Here is a 17,067-nt window from a genome sequence, read left to right as displayed (position 1 = left end):
CCCCATTGATTTTCTATAACTCAGCCTAGTTATCATTTTTTCTGACAACAATCGTCTTCCATCATCAATCGATTCGGGCATAAATTCTTCACCGTCAACCCCAAGTACCAACGGTAGAGCCATGTCCAGCCCACAACACCCGCCCGCTTCCCCTGCCCTGGCCACGCTGATACAGCGCTCCGGCCGGCCCAGCCCAACGCTGAGCGAAATCCAGGCCCACGCCGTGCTTCAGGCCCACTACGGCGTTGCCGGCAACCTTTCGGTACTGGGCAGCCAGCAAGACCTGAACTTTCGCGTGACCACGCCCCAGGGTGGCTATGTGCTGAAGGCCTGCCACGGCAGCTATGCCCAACTGGAACTTGAAGCGCAGCACGCCGCCTTGGCCTTCCTGCGCGAGCAGGGTTTGCCGGTACCCGCCGTACGCTTGGCCCACAACGGCATGGGGTTGCTGGAACTGGACATCGACGAACAACCACTGCGCCTGCGGCTGCTCGATTACATCGAAGGCCAGCCGCTGACCCGTCTCAAGCACATGGAGCCACACCTGATGGCTGAGCTGGGCGGGCTCTGTGCGAAGCTGGACAAGGCCCTGGCCGATTTCGACCACCCAGGCCTTGCGCGCACCCTGCAATGGGACCCGCAGCATGCCCAGGCGTTGATCGATCATCTGCTGCCGGTACTGCAGGACAGCGGGCAGCGCGCCCGCATCGAACACGCCACCCGCCAGGCCCGAGAGCGCCTGATGCCGTTGGTTGATCACTTGCCGAGTCAGGCCGTGCACCTGGACATCACCGACGACAACACCGTGTGGGCCCGTGATGCCCAGCGCCAGTGGCAACTGCAAGGCGTGATCGATTTCGGCGACCTGCTGCGCAGCTGGCGCATCGCCGACCTGTCGGTAACCTGCGCTGCGCTGTTGCACCACGCCGAGGGCGACCCACTGCGCATCCTGCCAGCCGTGCGGGCCTACCAGGCGCTCAACCCGTTGACCGAGGCCGAACTGCGCGCGCTGTGGCCATTGGTGCTGAACCGCGCTGCCGTACTGGTGCTGAGCAGTGAAAAGCAGCTCGCCGTCGACCCGGGCAACCAGTACACCCGCGACAACATTGCCCACGAATGGGAAATTTTCGACACTGCCACCGCCGTGCCCATCGCCCTGATGGAGGCGGCCATCCTGCATGCTGCCGGCCTGCAACCCAAGGCGCCGGATTTCAACAGTTACGCCCCCCTGCTCCCCGAACTGGCCGGGCAGGCTGTAACACGGTTGGACCTGGGGGTACTCAGCACACACTGCGAGGCCGGGAACTGGGAGCAACCCGGTTTCGACCAGCGGCTGCTGACTTCGCAAAGCGCTCCGGCCTGCAGCCTGCACGGGCAATATCGCCTGTCGCAAACCCACATCGACCGCCCCGAAGAGCCCGCCACCTGCGCCCTCGGCGTTGAGCTGCACCTGCCCAACGGTACCCTCGTGCAAGCGCCAGCACCCGGCACCTGGCAGCGCCATGGCGACGGCCGTGGCTGCCTGCGCACCGCACACTGGGCTTTGTGGCTGCAGGGCCTGGAAAACGCACCAGCAGACGGCCAGGCCATGGAAAAAGGCCAGCCCCTGGGCAGCAGCTGTGGTTTCCTCAGCGTGCAGTTGTGCCTGGACAGCGGCATGCAGCCGCCATTCTTCGCCACCCCGTCACACGCTGCCGCCTGGCTGGCCCTGTGCCCGTCGCCAGCCGCGCTGCTGGGCTTCGATTGCGAAGCCGAGCCGCTACCCGATCCGCAAGCCCTGCTGGCCCGCCGCGACGCCAGCTTCGCCCGTTCGCAGAAGCACTACTACGCGCAGCCGCCACACATCGAACGCGGCTGGCGCAACTACCTGATCGACATGCAGGGCCGTTCGTACCTGGACATGCTCAACAACGTCGCGGTGCTAGGGCATGGCCACCCGCGCATGGTCGCCGAGTCGGCGCGGCAGTGGTCGCTGCTGAACACCAACTCGCGCTTCCACTACGCCGCCATCACCGAGTTCTCCGAGCGCCTGCTGGCGCTGGCACCCGAAGGTTTCGACCGGGTGTTCATGGTCAACAGCGGCACCGAAGCCAACGACCTGGCGATTCGCCTGGCCTGGGCCTACAGCGGCGGGCGTGACCTGCTCAGCGTGCTGGAGGCCTACCACGGCTGGTCGGTGGCTACCGACGCCATCTCCACGTCCATCGCCGACAACCCGCAAGCCCTGGAAACCCGCCCGGACTGGGTACACCCGGTCGAAGCACCGAACACCTTCCGCGGTCGTTTCCGCGGTGCTGACAGCGCCGCCGACTACCTGCAGGACGTCGACGCCAAACTGGCTGACCTGGATGCCCGTGGCCGCCAGCTGGCGGGCATCATCTGCGAGCCGGTGTACGGTAATGCTGGCGGCATCTCGTTGCCAGCCGGCTACCTGAGCGATGCCTATGCCAAGGTCCGCGCCCGTGGCGGGGTATGCATCGCCGACGAAGTGCAGGTGGGTTATGGCCGCCTGGGCGAATACTTCTGGGGTTTCGAGGAGCAGGGTGTGGTGCCCGACATCATCACCATGGCCAAGGGCATGGGCAACGGCCAGCCGCTAGGCGTGGTCATCACCCGCCGCGAGATCGCCGAGGCGCTGGAGGCCGAGGGTTACTTCTTCTCCTCGGCCGGTGGCAGCCCGGTCAGCTGCCGCATCGGCATGGCGGTGCTGGACGTAATGCAGGAAGAAGGCCTGTGGGACAACGCCCGCGACACCGGGCGCTACTTCAAGGCCCGCCTGCAAGCGCTGGTCGACAAGCACCCGCTGGCGGGCGCGGCACATGGTTCGGGCTTCTACCTGGGACTGGAACTGGTGCGCGACCGCACAACCCTGGAGCCGGCCACCGAAGAAACCATGACGCTGTGCAATCGCCTGCGTGACCTGGGCATCTTCATGCAGCCGACCGGCGATTACCTGAACATCCTAAAGATCAAGCCACCGATGTGCACCACCCGGGCGAGCGTGGACTACTTTGTCGACTGCATTGACCGGGTGCTGGGCGAAGGGCTGTAGGGATCTGGGGGAGGCTGGAGCGTTCGCCCTTGGATGTTCGTCGCCTGTCAGATCGAGCGCCGCCCGCGCGGCGCTCGATCTCACAAACACCGAATACTTCAAGCCCTACCCTTGTCAATTCCATCCATTACTATTCGCTCACAGCGCCCCAACATCAGGTTCACCGACCATGGCCTTCTCCAGCGACTCCCTGGCAATTTTCCTCGCGGTGCTGGATGCCGGCTCGTTCTCCGCTGCCGCGCGCAAGCTGGGCCGCGTGCCTTCGGCCGTAAGCATGGCAATCGCCCAACTGGAAGCGGAGCTGGACCTGCCGCTGTTCGACCGGGCCACACGCAAAGCCTTGCCCACCAGCGCCGCCCTGGCGCTTGAGCCCCAGGCCAGGCAGGTGATCTGCCAGCTCAACCTGCTGGATGCCCAGGCCCTGCAACTGCACAAGGGTCTGGAAAAACGCCTGACCATCGCCATGGCGCCCGAATTGCAGACCGGCCGCTGGAGCCAGCCACTGGAGATCCTCGCCCAGGAGTTTCCCAGCCTGGAAATCGAGGTGCGCTCCGCCACCCAGACCGAAGCCATTCGCCTGCTGCATGACGGCAGTGTGCAACTGGCACTGGTGTTCGAACGGCCCGGCATCGACGAGCGCGAGTCATTCCTCGAAGCCGGCAGCCAATTGCTGGTGGCCGTCGCTTCGCCGCGCCATCCGGCCGGGCAGAACAGCGGCACGCCATTGCCTGAAGAGGCCTTTGCCGAACAACGGCAGATCATCGTGGCCTCGGGCAAGGCCACCGGGTCGGACCCACGCATGGTGCTGTCGCGGCGCATCTGGCTGACCGACAGCTACCTGGCCACGCTGGACCTGGTGCAGTCCGGGCTGGGCTGGGCCTACCTGCCGCAGCCGCTGGTTGAACCGCTGATTGCATCCGGTGCACTGGCCGAGGTGCGCTTTGACAACATGGCCAGCCGCCTGCGCCTGTGGGTGGACATCATCTGGATCAAGTCGCGCCCGTTGGGCCTGGGCGCCAGACGTTACCTGGACGTCATGCGCCAATGCTTTGAAACATAATCCCCAAGGTCCTGAGCCGCCCCATCCGAAAACGAAAAGTCCTACAGCACGTTAGGAAGCCGATAACTCCCTACAGAATTGATTCCTCGTTAGATTTTTGCTCGCCATCAAGAAGACAAAGGAACTTCTCATGTCGAGCCAGTCCGCGCAGGGCTACCTGCAGTGGGTCGATCGCTTCGCGACCCAGCTGCGCCAACCAGAAGAGGCCCTGTATCTTCTACTGGACCCGTTTGCGGGGTGCACGCCCGAGCACCCGTTAAGCATTGCATCGCTCACCGAGACGCTGGGTGACGATGCGGTAGTGCGCGTCGATAGCCGCGGGCTAGTCCAGGACCCTCAATACTGGCCAGCCCTGGTGCAGCTTGCCAAACCCGGTGCAGCGCCCACAGCCCTTGCTGCACTCAGCGCGACCTGCGCCGCACGTGAGGCAACGGCCACCTGGCACTATGTGTGTGGCTGGCTAGTCAGCGAGCAACCCGCCGACCTCATCGCCCGACACATCAGCCAGCAATGCCATGTGCTGCACCAACCGCCGCCGCACGGCATCACCGCCTGGTTCGAGCCTGTACGCCTGGTGTTGCTGCGCGCAACCATGCGCAACGCGGCCCAAGTCCTTGGGCCCATTCGTAGCTGGCTGCACCCCGATGGCTGTGGCAGTTGCGCGGTGTTCGAACGGCAACCGCCGGCTGGCGAGCTGGTCGTCCCTGATGCGGCAAGGGCTACCCAGCACTTCGCGCCGCAGATCATTCAACTGCTCGGCGCCTGGCGTCGCCTGAATGCCGTGCAGCAAACCGGCGCCCCCTGGCAATTCACAGGCCCATCAGCCCTGCCCGAAAACGCGCCCGTTCATGCCATGAATCTGCTCCTCAAGGCCTTCAGGCAGGGCCTTCGCGACCGTGCCGATATCCAGTGCATGTGCCTGCACATGGTCATGGTCCACCCATTGCTCCTTCAACATCCCACCATCCAGCTCGACGTGGCACAGGCAGCGGCCGGCATACAACGCCTGGCATCGCGTTTCGCCTGCTACGACGACCGCGCCTGGTCGCACATCGTGGCCGCCCTGCCGCAGGCAAGGAGTTATTCATGAGCACCAGCAAAGCCGTCCACATTGCCATGCAGGAAGAGATACCCAACACATACGGCAGCTGCAATGCCTGCGAACGCTCCGGCCTGCCGATCATGCTGCTGCGCGAGGCCTACGCCCCTCGCCCTGATACAGGGCGCCCCTATCGCCTGGCGGACGACAGCGAAATCACCTTCCACCCAATGCACACCGACCAATTGCGCCTGCTGCGCCAGGGTTATGTCTACGTGCTGCTCGACCAGGAAATCTGGCAGGCCTACGAGGTGGCGGCAGAAGGCACCTTGCAGCGTTTCCCTGTGTCGCAGATGCCCTTGGGGCCGCCCAAGTCATTGCCCAAGGTATGCGCCACCGAAGGCCACGATGTGATCGCCTCATTCATCAACATCAACACCTCGCTCTACCGCAAAGCCTGGGTCGCCTTCGCCAACGATCCCTGGCACCTTGCCGTACTCGACCGTTATCGCAAAGGTATTGCCGACGGTGATCCGGGCACCCTCGCCCGCTTCGTCGAGGTAGACCTGGAGACCGCGCGCAACAACCCTGCCAGCATCGGCATTGCCATGACCGACAGTTTCCGCTTCGGCATGGAAAATGTGCTGGAGTTCTCTACGTTTTCTTCTGCCAGGTTTACCAGCGTTCATGGCTTTTACAGCCGCCTGGGCCGCGGGGATCAAACCCGCAACCATGTGCGCAAGGTCATCCAGCAGGAACAGCTACCCAACGGCGTGCTGGCGCTGACCCTGCCCGACCCGGTCGGGATGGTGATGGAGCTCAACGCGCAGCGCACGGGCTGGGTGCAGGCCATGCAGGAGTGGCGTGCCCAACCCCAGCGCCACTTCGAGTATTTCACCTCGCAAGCGTTACTGGGCATCCGCGAACTGCATGCCGCCACCGCTGCTGCTCTGGGGGCCGCGGACGCACAGCGCGAGGCCCGGCGGGTTCAGCAGTGGAACAAAAGCCCGTTAGGGATCAAAACACACTTTCCTCCGGTGGACCTGCAAGCACAGAGCGAACGCGACATCGCGCGCAGGCAAGAGGGGGCCCGCAAGCGGCTGGAAGAGCGTTACGACGAGCGCGCCCGTGCCGACTTCCAGGCGGATTACGACCGCGAGCTGAAAAACTGGCAGTCGATGGTCGACCAGGTAGGCAAGCTGTACGCGCACCACTACGCCAAACGTGCGTTTCAGCAGATCGGCTACTTCGACTACGACGCGAAAGACCCTGTTTCGGTGGAGCACTTCATACAGATGATGGCGGCCTGTCTGGCCGGCGGGCCCACTGAAGCGCTACCCGCGCAAGGCCAGCCGCTCGGGATGACCCAGCATATCTGGCAGCAGCTTCTGGAAGACGACCGTAGCCTGCTTTACCAAGCGTTGCTGGCCAAGAACCAGAAGCTGATGCAGCAGGTGGCCAGCGGGCTGTCCGGGGATGACTTCGGCAAGGTGTACGACATCATCAAAAGTATCGCCGGCACCGCCGATGGCCAGCTGTTGATGATCAAGCCGATACAGGATGCCGTTGGCCAGTTGCTGGCCGCGACCAACAGCGCTGGGAATGCACTCAGCCAGCACATCAGTGAACGTTCCAGGACGCTGATCGGCCACGTACATCGTTCGGCATTTGCGCTGTTCGCCGGGCAGCAGGTGACGCCGCTGCGCGTGTCGCTGACAGTGGGCGAATACATGAGCCTGCTCAATGAAGCGGTGCAGGCACGGACCGATGCGTTTCTGCAGCAGGTAGACAAGCAATTCCGTGATCCCTTGGGCCGCAAGGTACGCGCCATGGTGCTCAGTGGCGCGATCAACATTGCGGCAGCGGGCAACCGTAACCAGATGATCGAGGTGGTGCTCTGGGCGTTTGAAAGTGCCGAGAGTTTGCAGGTTCGGTTGGTGCAATTACGGGAAGGTGCGGCCGGTGGCGTCGGGGACCTGGTAAGGAGTGTGGTGATTGGTACGGGTACGCTGCGTGCACAGGTTACTGATGGATTGAAAGTCAGCTCGATGGCCGCGCAAAGCGTGGCTAGCGATGCCATGCGCAGCTTGCGGGATGGATTAGCCAGTGGTGCAAGTGTCCAACTGCTGTTTGCCCTGGGGGGCCTATGGTTCCATCAGGACAGCCTGCGCAACAACTATCGAACGTTGCAGGAAACGCATCAGCACAACCCGGAGGCGCTTGCGGCAATCTGGTCTTCGTCGCTTGGTTTACTGGGTACTAGTGTAGAAGCGGCAGGGCTTCTCGTTGCGAAGATACGCCCGCAGATTCCGTGGCCAGGAACAGTGACAACGACCTCCCTGGGTACCGGTATGGCCAGATTTGGGGCCGGCATTGCGGCGATTGCTGGCGTCATGGATGGGGCTCAATACAGGTTTGCAAGCCTGAGATCCAAGAAGACAGGAGATAACGCTGCGACTCAGTTGTACCAGCTCGCAAGTGCCAGTTCATTTGGGGCCGCAGCATTTGGAGTCTGGGCCGCTTTTGGATATAGCGCTTTGCTTGGCCCAATAGGCCTAAGCATGACGTTGGGCATGGCAGCCTATCTGCTCGCAACTTCGGCCAAGCGGAAAGAATCATCACCAACGGAGCTTTGGGCCAGAAATGCTAGGTGGGGACTACCTCAATCACGTCGCCAATGGGTAACCGAAACTGATATGGACGCGGCCATTGGAGCCCTCAATGCGGCCATCATCGGTTTGCATGCGGAGGTCTCGATCCAGATCCAATTCGATATAAACCACGCCATTCACCGAGAAGTTGCATCCACGATGTTTACTGACGACGGAAATGCGGTGCCCGCAAGTTTCAGCCTCGACTACTTCATGCGCATTCCACACTTTAATCAGCACCTCTCGCATTATCAGTGGAGTCTAATTCTGCATTACGGAGCTAGAGGCTGCGAAGCAGCTAATTTGTCAGCCGACAGTTCGTCACCGTTAACACTGCACGCTGAAAATAAAGAACCCAGGCACCTCTTCTCAGGGGCTTCCCCTATGCAGCCACTTATAAAGCTAGATGAAGTAACTGGAACACTCAGCATCCAGGGAACGCTCCCACTGTCCGACTACCACACTCTCCAGGCCGTTGAGTTAACCCTAAGCTACTGGCCCGATAGACATGACCAATCCGCATGCGCTCAAATCGTTCTCAAGGAAAATAATATCCGCTCCAGCACCGGCGGCAGTCAATGAGCGGTCCAGTACTGATCCCCCCCTGCCCCGGATGGAAAGAAGACTTGCCGTCGCCTTTCGATGCACCGATTCTGGAACCGCACCTGGGCACTCACGCGCCAAACCATCAAGATGATATTTACCTCGAAATCTCTCGTTCAGCAATGGCATGGCGTGGTGTCGTTTCGGCACTGACATTAATCTATCTGATTTCGATCTTGGTTGATCTTCCTTGGATGATCCTCCATACGGACCCAACAGACATTGAGAGCATACTCCTACTCGTTGGTATGTACTCACTATTCTCATGGAGCATCATCATTCTGTTCCGGGCGGATCTGGCAGCTCCCCGAGACCTGCCCATCCGTTTCAACCGGGTCCGCAAAAAAATTTACGCCTACAACTTCAAGCGTCAATGGTGGAACCCTTTCGACAAAGGCAAAGTCGTGCCCGTCAGTTACGACTGGTCCCAAGTCCGCGCCGAGCGCTGGGCACAAACCGGCGCCCTGCCAAACGGTGGGGTCATTTTCAAATGGGGTGTCATGCTCTCCATCGTCGCGCCCGGTACGAACAACGTCATCGACCGTTTTCACTTGAGTACCATGGGCGCCGACCAGCACGCCTGGGCCTACATCTGCACCTATATGCAGGAAGGCCCCTCGGCACTGCCCCCACCCGGTGAGCCCAAGGACCACAACGATGTACTCTGGTGTGAGTTCGCCCTGCGCCTGGCACCCCGAGTAGTGTGGCCCACGGAAATGGATCTGGAGTCGAGAACACCGCCCTGAACCGACACTGGCCCCTAGGCAAGCCGGCACCCGCAGGTACTGCGCATGACTTGAGGGCGATGCGGTCAATGTGGGAGCGGGCATGCCCGCGAACACCGGCGCAGCCGGTGCCATGCATCGCGCTGGATTCTTCACGGGCACGCCCGCTCCCACAGGGATTATGTGGTCGGCGCCACCAACCTGTACCCCACCCCCGCCTCGGTAATGATGAACCGTGGCGCCGTGGGGTCATCGCCCAGCTTCTGCCGCAGATGGCCCACCACGATCCGAAGGTAGTGGGTATTCTCCACATGGGTAGGCCCCCAGACATCCTTGAGCAGTTGCTGCTGGGTAATCACCCGCCCTGGGTGCCCGGCCAATAGCGCCAGCAAGGCGTACTCCTTGCGCGTCAACGCCACCTCCACACCGTCCAGGGTCACCCGGCGAAAGGCAAAATCCACGGTCAGCGGCCCAAAACTGGCTGCGACTTCCGAGCCCCCGGCCTGGGGCACCTGGCGTAGCAAGGCCCGCACCCGTGCCAGAAATTCCTGGATGCCAAACGGCTTGGTCACGTAATCGTTGGCCCCGCCGTCCAGCGCATCCACCTTCTGCACCTCACTGGCGCGCACCGACAGCACCATCACCGGCACCGCGCTCCATTCGCGCAGCTCACGCAGCACCTGCTGGCCGTCCATGTCCGGCAGCCCCAGGTCGAGCACCACCAGGTCCGGCTTGCCCAGCGCTGCCTGGGCCAGCCCTTCAGTGCCAGTGGCCGCCTCAAGCACCTTGTAGCCTTGCGAGGCCAGGCTGATGCGTAAAAACTTGCGGATCTGCGGTTCATCGTCGATGACCAACAGGGTGGCGGACTGGCTCATGGCGTTTCGCTTTCGGCTTCAGGTTGAGGGGGTAGCGGCAAGCATAGAGTGATGCCGGTGCCCTGGCCATCGATGCCTTCGCCCACCAGAATCTGCCCGCCATGGGCGCCGATCATGCCCTGGCAGATTGCCAGGCCCAGGCCTGTGCCCTGCCCGCCGCGGTCACCACGGGCTGCGGTATAGAACATGTCGAAGATCTTCTCGCGGTCGGCGACCGGAATGCCGGGGCCCTGGTCGTTGACGGTAAGGCGCAACTGGTCATCATGCACGGCCACCTGCAGCTCAAGCCGGCCATTGGCCGGGGAAAAGCGTGCGGCGTTTTCCAGCACGTTGACCAGCGCCTGTTCGATCAGCGCCGCATGCACGAACAGCAACGGCAGCTCGGCCGGCACATCGGTGTGCACCCGCAGCGGCGCCAGTACCACGCGCAGGCGGTTGAGCGCACTGCCGACGATGTCGGCCGGGGCTACCCAGTCGCGGGCCAGCTTGAGGCCGCCGTGGCCCAGGCGGGTCATGTCCAGCAGGTTCTGGATATAGCGGTCCAGGCGTTCGGCCTCGTTGCGGGTGCCCTCCAGCAACTCGCGGCGGTCCTCGGCCGGTATCGCTTCGCCCAGCGCCAGCAGGCTGTCGATGCTGCCGCGCATGGCAGTCAACGGCGTGCGCAGGTCGTGGGACACAGAGGCCAGCAAAGCGCTGCGCAGCTGCTCGGTTTCGCCGTGCAGGCGCGCGGCCTCCAGTTGTTCGGCCAAACGTGCGCGGGCCAGGGCCTGAGCCAGTGGCTGGCCAAGGGCCGTGAGCAGGCGCCGGCGTGGGTCGTTGAGCGGCTGCCCGTTGCGCGGGCGCACACCCAGCAGCGCCAGCGGCTGCTCGTCCACCGCCAGCGGCCACCACCACCAACGGCCGTTGGGCAGGGTGTCGCTGCCGTGGCCGGCAGCCTGGCCGTGCTGCCAGGCCCAATCGGCGGCAGCCCGTTCGGTGTCGCTGAAGGCGTGGGCTTCGCCGCTGGCAACCTGCAGCTGACCTTCGGCGTTGCGCTCCAGCAGGCACACCTGCATGTCTTGCCAGCCGTCCAGATGCTGGCCGGCGGCATTGAACACGGCCTGGCGGTCGGTGGCCACGGTCAGCCGGCGCGACAGGTCGAGCAGCTGGCTGGTCTGCGCCTGAGTTTCGCGCAGCGCCTGCAACTGGCGGCGCTGGCGTGCCGCCAGGTTGCCGGTAAGCGCGGCCATCAGCAGGAAGAACACCAGGGTCAGCACGTCTTCTTCGCGCTGGATGCTGAACGAGAAATTGGGTGGAATAAACAGAAAATCGTAAGTCAGGAACGATAGCGCGGCGCAGGCCAGCGCAGGCCCCAGGCTGCTGCGCACCGCCACCAGCAACACCGCAGCCAGAAACACCAGCGAGATGTTGGGCAGCGCCAGCACACTCGACACCGCCCAGGCCAGCCCCGCCGCCATGACCGTGGCCAGAAGCGCCAGCAGGTAGTGGCGCCACACCCACACCCGCCGCACCGCCGACCGCGGTGCGTGCGGCTGCACGTCGCGGTCCAGCACGTTGATTTCCAGCCCATGGCTTTCGCGCAGCAGCCGCGCAGCCACACCGGCACCGAACAGGCGACGACGCAGGCGGTCACGGGACTGCCCCACCAGCACCAGGCTGGCCCGCCGTTCGGCGGCATGCTGGATCAACGTGCGCGCCACTTCGCCAGCCCTTAGCAGCACCACCTCGCCGCCCAGGCGCTCGGCCAGCTGCTGCGCGGCCTGCAAGCGGTGACGCGCGGTTTCGTCGCGCAGGCGGCCGTTGTCCACATGCACCAGGCTCCAGGGCAGGTGGCGGCGTTGCGCCACGCGGCTGGCATGGCGCACCAAGCGTTCGGCCTGGTCGTCGCCGTCCACGCCTACCAGAAGCCGCCCGCGCAAGGCCGGGGCCTCTTGGCCACGCTGGCGATAGCCGTCGGCGAGGTCGGCATCGACCTGCGCGGCGGCAGTTTGCATGGCCAGTTCGCGCAAGGCGGTGAGGTTGGTTTGCGAGAAGTAAGCATCGATGGCCGCCCGCGCCTGCTCGGGCACGTAAACCTTGCCTTCACGCAGGCGTTCGAGCAGTTCGCGGGGTGGCAGGTCGATCAGCACCAGTTCGAAGGCTTCCTGCAGTACCCAGTCCGGCAGGGTTTCACGCACTTGTACGCCAGTGATGTCGCGCACCTTGTCGTTGAGGCTTTCCAGGTGCTGGACGTTGACCGTGGTGTACACGTCGATGCCGGCGGCCAGCAGCTCTTGCACGTCCTGCCAGCGCTTGGCGTGGCGGCTGCCGGGGGCGTTGGTGTGGGCCAGTTCGTCGACCAGAGCCAAGGCCGGCGCAGCCTTGAGCAGGCCGTCAAGGTCCATTTCCTCCAGGGTGACACCACGGTACTGGCTGCGCAGCAACGGCTGCTGCTGAAGGCCGGCGAGCAGCGCTTCGGTTTCAGCACGGCCGTGGGTTTCCACCACCCCGGCCAGTACCTGCACACCCTGACGTTGCTGGCCGTGGGCGGCCTGCAGCATGGCGAAGGTCTTGCCGACGCCGGGGGCGGCGCCAAGGAACACCTTCAGCCGACCCCGGCCGGTGCGCGGTAGGTTAGCCAACAGCGCATCTGCGCGGGCGGAATCACTCATGTTTCATCCTTCAGGATTTGCGACAGTCGACCAACACCGGGCCTGCTTGGCAAGCCCGCGAAGGGCCGCAAAGCGGCCCCAATATCAGTGGCTCAATTGCTCAAGCGCCTTGTTCAACGCCAGTACATTGACCACCGGTGGGCCGATCAATGGGTGGAGGGTGGCCTCTTCCTGCAAGGCTTGCAAGCGCTCCACCGGCAGTTTCCGCGCCGCCGCCACACGTGGGATCTGATAGGCAACGCCCTCCGGTGGCAGGTGTGGGTCGAGGCCGCTGCCCGAGGTGGTCAGCAACGCCTGCGGCACCGGCCCCTGCTGCACCTGATACAGCGCAGCCGCCTCCCCCTTGACCCGCTCGGCCAGCGCCGGGTTGCTTGGCGAAAGGTTGCTGGCACCGCTGGCCACCGTGGCGTAAGCGCCTGCCGACGGCCGTGCATGGAACCAGCCATCACCCTTGAATTCCTGGGCGATCAGTGCCGAACCGCGCACCTGGCCTTGGTCATCCCGCACCAGGCTACCATTGGCCTGGTCCGGAAAAACAACCTGGGCGATGCCGGTCACTGCCAGCGGATACAGTGCGCCGGTCACCAGCGTCATCAACAGGGCCAGGCTCAACGCCGGGCGTACATAAGCATTCATGGCGGCCTCCTCAGACCAGGTTCAGGGCATTGAGCAGCAGGTCGATCAGCTTGATCCCGGCAAACGGCACCACAATGCCACCCAGCCCGTAGATCAGCAGGTTGCGCCGCAACAGGTGCGCCGCACTGGCCGCCTGCACCCGCACACCACGCAGCGCCAGCGGGATCAGCACGATGATGATCAGCGCGTTGAACACGATGGCCGACAGGATCGCGCTCTGTGGGCTGGCCAGGTGCATCAGGTTGAGTACGCCCAGCTGCGGGTAGATGGCCGCAAACAGTGCCGGCAGGATGGCGAAGTACTTGGCCACGTCGTTGGCAATGGAGAACGTGGTCAACGCACCGCGGGTCACCAGCAACTCCTTGCCGACCTGTACTACATCCAGCAACTTGGTCGGGTCGCTGTCCAGGTCGACCATGTTGGCCGCCTCGCGCGCAGCCTGGGTGCCGTCGTTCATGGCCATGCCCACGTCGGCCTGGGCCAGTGCCGGGGCGTCGTTGGCGCCGTCGCCGCACATGGCCACCAGGCGACCGTCGTTCTGTTCCTGGCGAATGCGCGCCAGCTTCTTCTCGGGCGTGGCCTCGGCCAGTACGTCATCCACCCCCGCTTCGGCGGCGATGGCAGCGGCAGTCAACGGGTTGTCGCCGGTCACCATGACCGTGCGGATGCCCAGCTTGCGCAGTTCGGCGAAGCGCTCGCGGATGCCGGGTTTGACCACGTCTTTGAGGTGGATCACGCCAAGCAGGCGCTTGTCGATACACACCAGCAGCGGTGTGCCGCCACTCTGGGCAATACGTTCCACTTCGCGGGCCAGCGCCGGGGGCATTTCCAGGCGTTGCATGCCGACGAACGCCAGCACGGCATCTACCGCGCCCTTGCGGTAGCGGTGCTGCTGGTAGTCGATGCCCGACAGGCGCGTTTCGGCGCTGAAGGCCACGGCTTCGAACTGACCGGCGGGAGGCTCGACGAAGTCGTGCAACTGGCGCAGGTACTCGACAACCGACTTGCCCTCGGCGGTATCGTCAGCCAGCGAGGCCAGCAAGGCGCCCTCCCCCAGTTCCTTGGCAGCGATGCCTGGTGCTGCATGCAGCGCGCTGCAGCGGCGGTTGCCGAAGGTGATCGTACCGGTCTTGTCGAGCATCAGCGTATGCACGTCACCGGCGGCTTCCACTGCACGGCCCGAACGGGCAATGACGTTCAGCCGCACCAGCCGGTCCATGCCGGCGATGCCGATGGCCGACAGCAGCCCGCCGATGGTGGTGGGAATCAGCGTCACCAGCAACGCAGCCAGGAAAATCAGCGGCAGGCTGCCCCCCACGAAGTGGGCGAACGGCTGCAAGGTCACCACCACGATCAGGAAGATCAGGGTCAGGCCGATCAGCAGGATGTCGAGGGCGATCTCGTTGGGAGTCTTCTGTCGCTTGGCACCTTCGACCAGGGCAATCATGCGGTCCAGGGTCGACTCGCCCGGGTTGCTGGTAATGCGGATCAGCAGCCAGTCGGAGACCAGCCGCGTATTGCCGGTGACCGCTGAGCGGTCGCCGCCGGACTCGCGGATCACCGGTGCAGACTCGCCGGTAATGGCGGCCTCGTTGACCGCCGCGATACCTTCAAGCACCTCGCCGTCACCGGGGATCATCTCGCCCGCTACCACGCGCACCACGTCGTCCTTGCGCAGCGCGCTGGCAGCAACCGTCTCGTAACTGCCATCACGCTGGCGACGCTGGGCAGTCAGGCCTTGGCTACCGGCCTTGAGGCTGTCGGCGCGGGCCTTGCCACGGCCTTCGGCGAGGGCTTCGGCGAAGTTGGCGAACAGCACGGTAAACCACAGCCACAGGGCGATTTGCACGGCAACACCCGTGCTCACGCCATTACCGGGGGCGAAGCACAGCACGGTGGTGAGCACTGCGGTCAGGGCCACCACCAGCATCACCGGCGAGCGTTTGAGCTGGCGCGGGTCGAGTTTTACAAACGCCTGCACCAGCGCCGGGCGCCACAGCGCGGCGAAGCGGGTCTGGTCCTTGGCAGTGTGCCGGGTATTCACTTCAGGAATGGGCATGTTCATGATCGGTCCTCAAAAACCCAGGCTCAGGTGTTCGGCAATTGGCCCAAGGGCCAGGGTCGGCAGGAAGGTCAGGCCGCCGACCAGCAGGATGGTCACCAGCAGCAGGCAGGTGAACAGCGGGCCGTGGGTGGGGAAGCTGTTCTGCCCCTGTGGCGCGCTTTTCTTCGCCGCCAGGCTGCCGGCCAAGGCCAGGATCGGCAGGATGTAGCCAAAGCGGCCGATGAGCATGGCCAGGCCGATCATCAGGTTGTGGTACACCGTGTTGGCGCCAAAACCGGCGAACGCCGAACCGTTGTTGGCCGTGCCCGAGGTATAGGCGTACAGCAGCTGGCTGAAACCGTGCGCCCCCGGGTTGCTGATTACCCCTGCCGGGCCTGGCAGGCTGGCAGCAATGGCGCCAAGCACCAGCACGCCGACCGGCATCACCAGCAGGGTCGCCACCAGCAACTGCACCTCACGGGCCTGCAGTTTCTTGCCCAGGTATTCCGGGGTGCGGCCAATCATCAGCCCGGCCAGGAACACCGCGATCAGGACGAACAGCAGCATGCCGTAGAGGCCCGCGCCGACGCCGCCGAAGATCACCTCGCCGACCATCATGTTGACCATCGCCACCATGCCGGTCAGCGGGTTCAGGCTGTCGTGCATGGCGTTGACCGAGCCGTTCGAGGCGGCGGTGGTAGTGACCGTCCACAGCACCGAACCGGTGGTGCCGAAGCGGCTTTCCTTGCCCTCCAGGGGCGCGGTCTGCTGCACCTGCGGGCTCTGCAGCGCCGGGTTGGGTTGATGCTCGGACCACAACGCCGTGCTGCCACCGATCAGGAACAGGGCAAGCATGCAGGCGAGGATGGCGCGGCTCTGGCGCAGGTCCTTCACGTAGTGGCCGAAGGTGAACACCAAGGCCACCGGAATGAGGATGATCGAAGCCACCTCGAACAGGTTGCTCCAGGCGGTGGGGTTTTCGAACGGGTGCGCCGAGTTGACGCCGAAGAAGCCGCCACCATTGGTACCCAATTGCTTGATAGCGATCTGACTGGCAGCCGGCCCCAGTGGAATGGTCTGGTCAGCACCTTGCAAGGTCAGCGCATGGACGTAGTCGGCAAAGGTCTGTGGCACACCCTGCCATACCAGCAACAGCGCCAGCAGCAAGCACAGCGGCAGCAAGCAGTAGAGGGTGGCACGGGTCATGTCGACCCAGAAGTTGCCCAGTGTCGACGCGCTGCGCCGGGCAATGCCACGGCACAACGCCACCAGCACGGCCAGGCCGGTGGCAGCACTGACAAAGTTCTGCACGGTCAGGCCGAGCATCTGGCTCAGGTAACTGACCGACGCTTCACCGCTGTAGGCCTGCCAGTTGGTGTTGGTCACGAAACTGACGGCGGTATTGAACGCCAGCGACCATTCTTGGCCTGGCAGGTGCTGCGGGTTGAGCGGCAGGTAGCCCTGCAATAACAGCACGGCGAACAGCAGCAGGAACCCGACCAGGTTGAAGGCCAGCAGGGCCAGGGTGTACTGCCGCCAGTTCTGCTCCTGGCTGGCGTTCACCCCCGCCAGCCGGTAGCAAGCTTGCTCGACCGGGCCGAGTAGCGGCGACAGCCAGGTGCGCTGGCCTTCCATGACCTTGAAGTAGAACCGCCCCAGCCAGGGTGCCGGTAGCAGCACGATGGCAAAGAACGCCAGGAGCAAGGCGAAATCGTAACTGTGCATGGTCGC

The 17,067-nt window shown here is 64.0% G+C and carries 10 protein-coding genes; 5 read left to right on the top strand and 5 right to left on the bottom strand.

Translation table 11 applies throughout. The annotated features are described in order from the left end of the window. The first annotated feature begins 121 nt into the window (after window positions 1–121). The 5 genes from SB756_RS01280 (at window position 122) to SB756_RS01260 (ending at window position 9,151) form a co-directional block, all read left to right on the top strand. The gene (locus tag SB756_RS01280; RefSeq protein WP_410910019.1) at window positions 122–3,052 is read left to right on the top strand and encodes an aminotransferase; all 2,931 of its coding nucleotides are present in this window, start codon (window positions 122–124) and stop codon (window positions 3,050–3,052) included. Window positions 3,053–3,221: 169 nt separating this feature from the next. Then, a complete protein-coding gene (locus SB756_RS01275) occupies window positions 3,222–4,112 on the top strand; it encodes a LysR family transcriptional regulator (RefSeq protein ID WP_410910018.1) in 891 nt (296 codons plus the stop codon). A gap of 130 nt (window positions 4,113–4,242) precedes the next feature. After that, complete coding sequence (locus SB756_RS01270) at window positions 4,243–5,202, top strand: hypothetical protein (protein ID WP_410910017.1); 960 nt, start codon at window positions 4,243–4,245, stop codon at window positions 5,200–5,202. After that, complete coding sequence (locus SB756_RS01265; RefSeq protein WP_410910016.1) at window positions 5,199–8,384, top strand: T6SS effector BTH_I2691 family protein; 3,186 nt, start codon at window positions 5,199–5,201, stop codon at window positions 8,382–8,384. The genes SB756_RS01270 and SB756_RS01265 overlap by 4 nt, the downstream gene beginning before the upstream one ends. Before the next feature lie 44 nt (window positions 8,385–8,428). Further along, window positions 8,429–9,151 carry a DUF6708 domain-containing protein gene (locus SB756_RS01260; protein ID WP_410910015.1) on the top strand — a complete coding sequence of 241 codons (723 nt, stop codon included), beginning with the start codon at window positions 8,429–8,431 and terminating at the stop codon, window positions 9,149–9,151. A gap of 158 nt (window positions 9,152–9,309) precedes the next feature. Here SB756_RS01260 and SB756_RS01255 read toward each other — a convergent pair whose 3' ends face one another. From SB756_RS01255 to kdpA, 5 genes are all read right to left on the bottom strand, one after another. Further along, complete coding sequence (locus tag SB756_RS01255; RefSeq protein ID WP_132841987.1) at window positions 9,310–10,005, bottom strand: response regulator; 696 nt, start codon at window positions 10,003–10,005, stop codon at window positions 9,310–9,312. Then, window positions 10,002–12,656: a DUF4118 domain-containing protein gene (locus SB756_RS01250; RefSeq protein WP_410910014.1), complete on the bottom strand. Its 2,655-nt coding sequence runs from the start codon at window positions 12,654–12,656 to the stop codon at window positions 10,002–10,004. Before SB756_RS01250 ends, SB756_RS01255 begins: the two co-directional genes overlap by 4 nt. Before the next feature lie 84 nt (window positions 12,657–12,740). Further along, entirely contained in the window at window positions 12,741–13,292 is a 552-nt protein-coding gene (kdpC, locus tag SB756_RS01245; RefSeq protein WP_341796319.1) for a potassium-transporting ATPase subunit KdpC, read from the bottom strand. A gap of 10 nt (window positions 13,293–13,302) precedes the next feature. Next, complete coding sequence (gene kdpB, locus SB756_RS01240) at window positions 13,303–15,357, bottom strand: potassium-transporting ATPase subunit KdpB (protein WP_410910013.1); 2,055 nt, start codon at window positions 15,355–15,357, stop codon at window positions 13,303–13,305. A gap of 9 nt (window positions 15,358–15,366) precedes the next feature. Further along, a complete protein-coding gene (gene kdpA, locus SB756_RS01235; protein WP_410910012.1) occupies window positions 15,367–17,061 on the bottom strand; it encodes a potassium-transporting ATPase subunit KdpA in 1,695 nt (564 codons plus the stop codon). Window positions 17,062–17,067 lie beyond the last annotated feature (6 nt).

It is taken from the genome of Pseudomonas sp. SIMBA_068, assembly GCF_046534705.1.
Taxonomy (GTDB): Bacteria; Pseudomonadota; Gammaproteobacteria; order Pseudomonadales; family Pseudomonadaceae; genus Aquipseudomonas; species Aquipseudomonas putida.
This window is presented reverse-complemented; position numbering and strand designations above follow the sequence as displayed.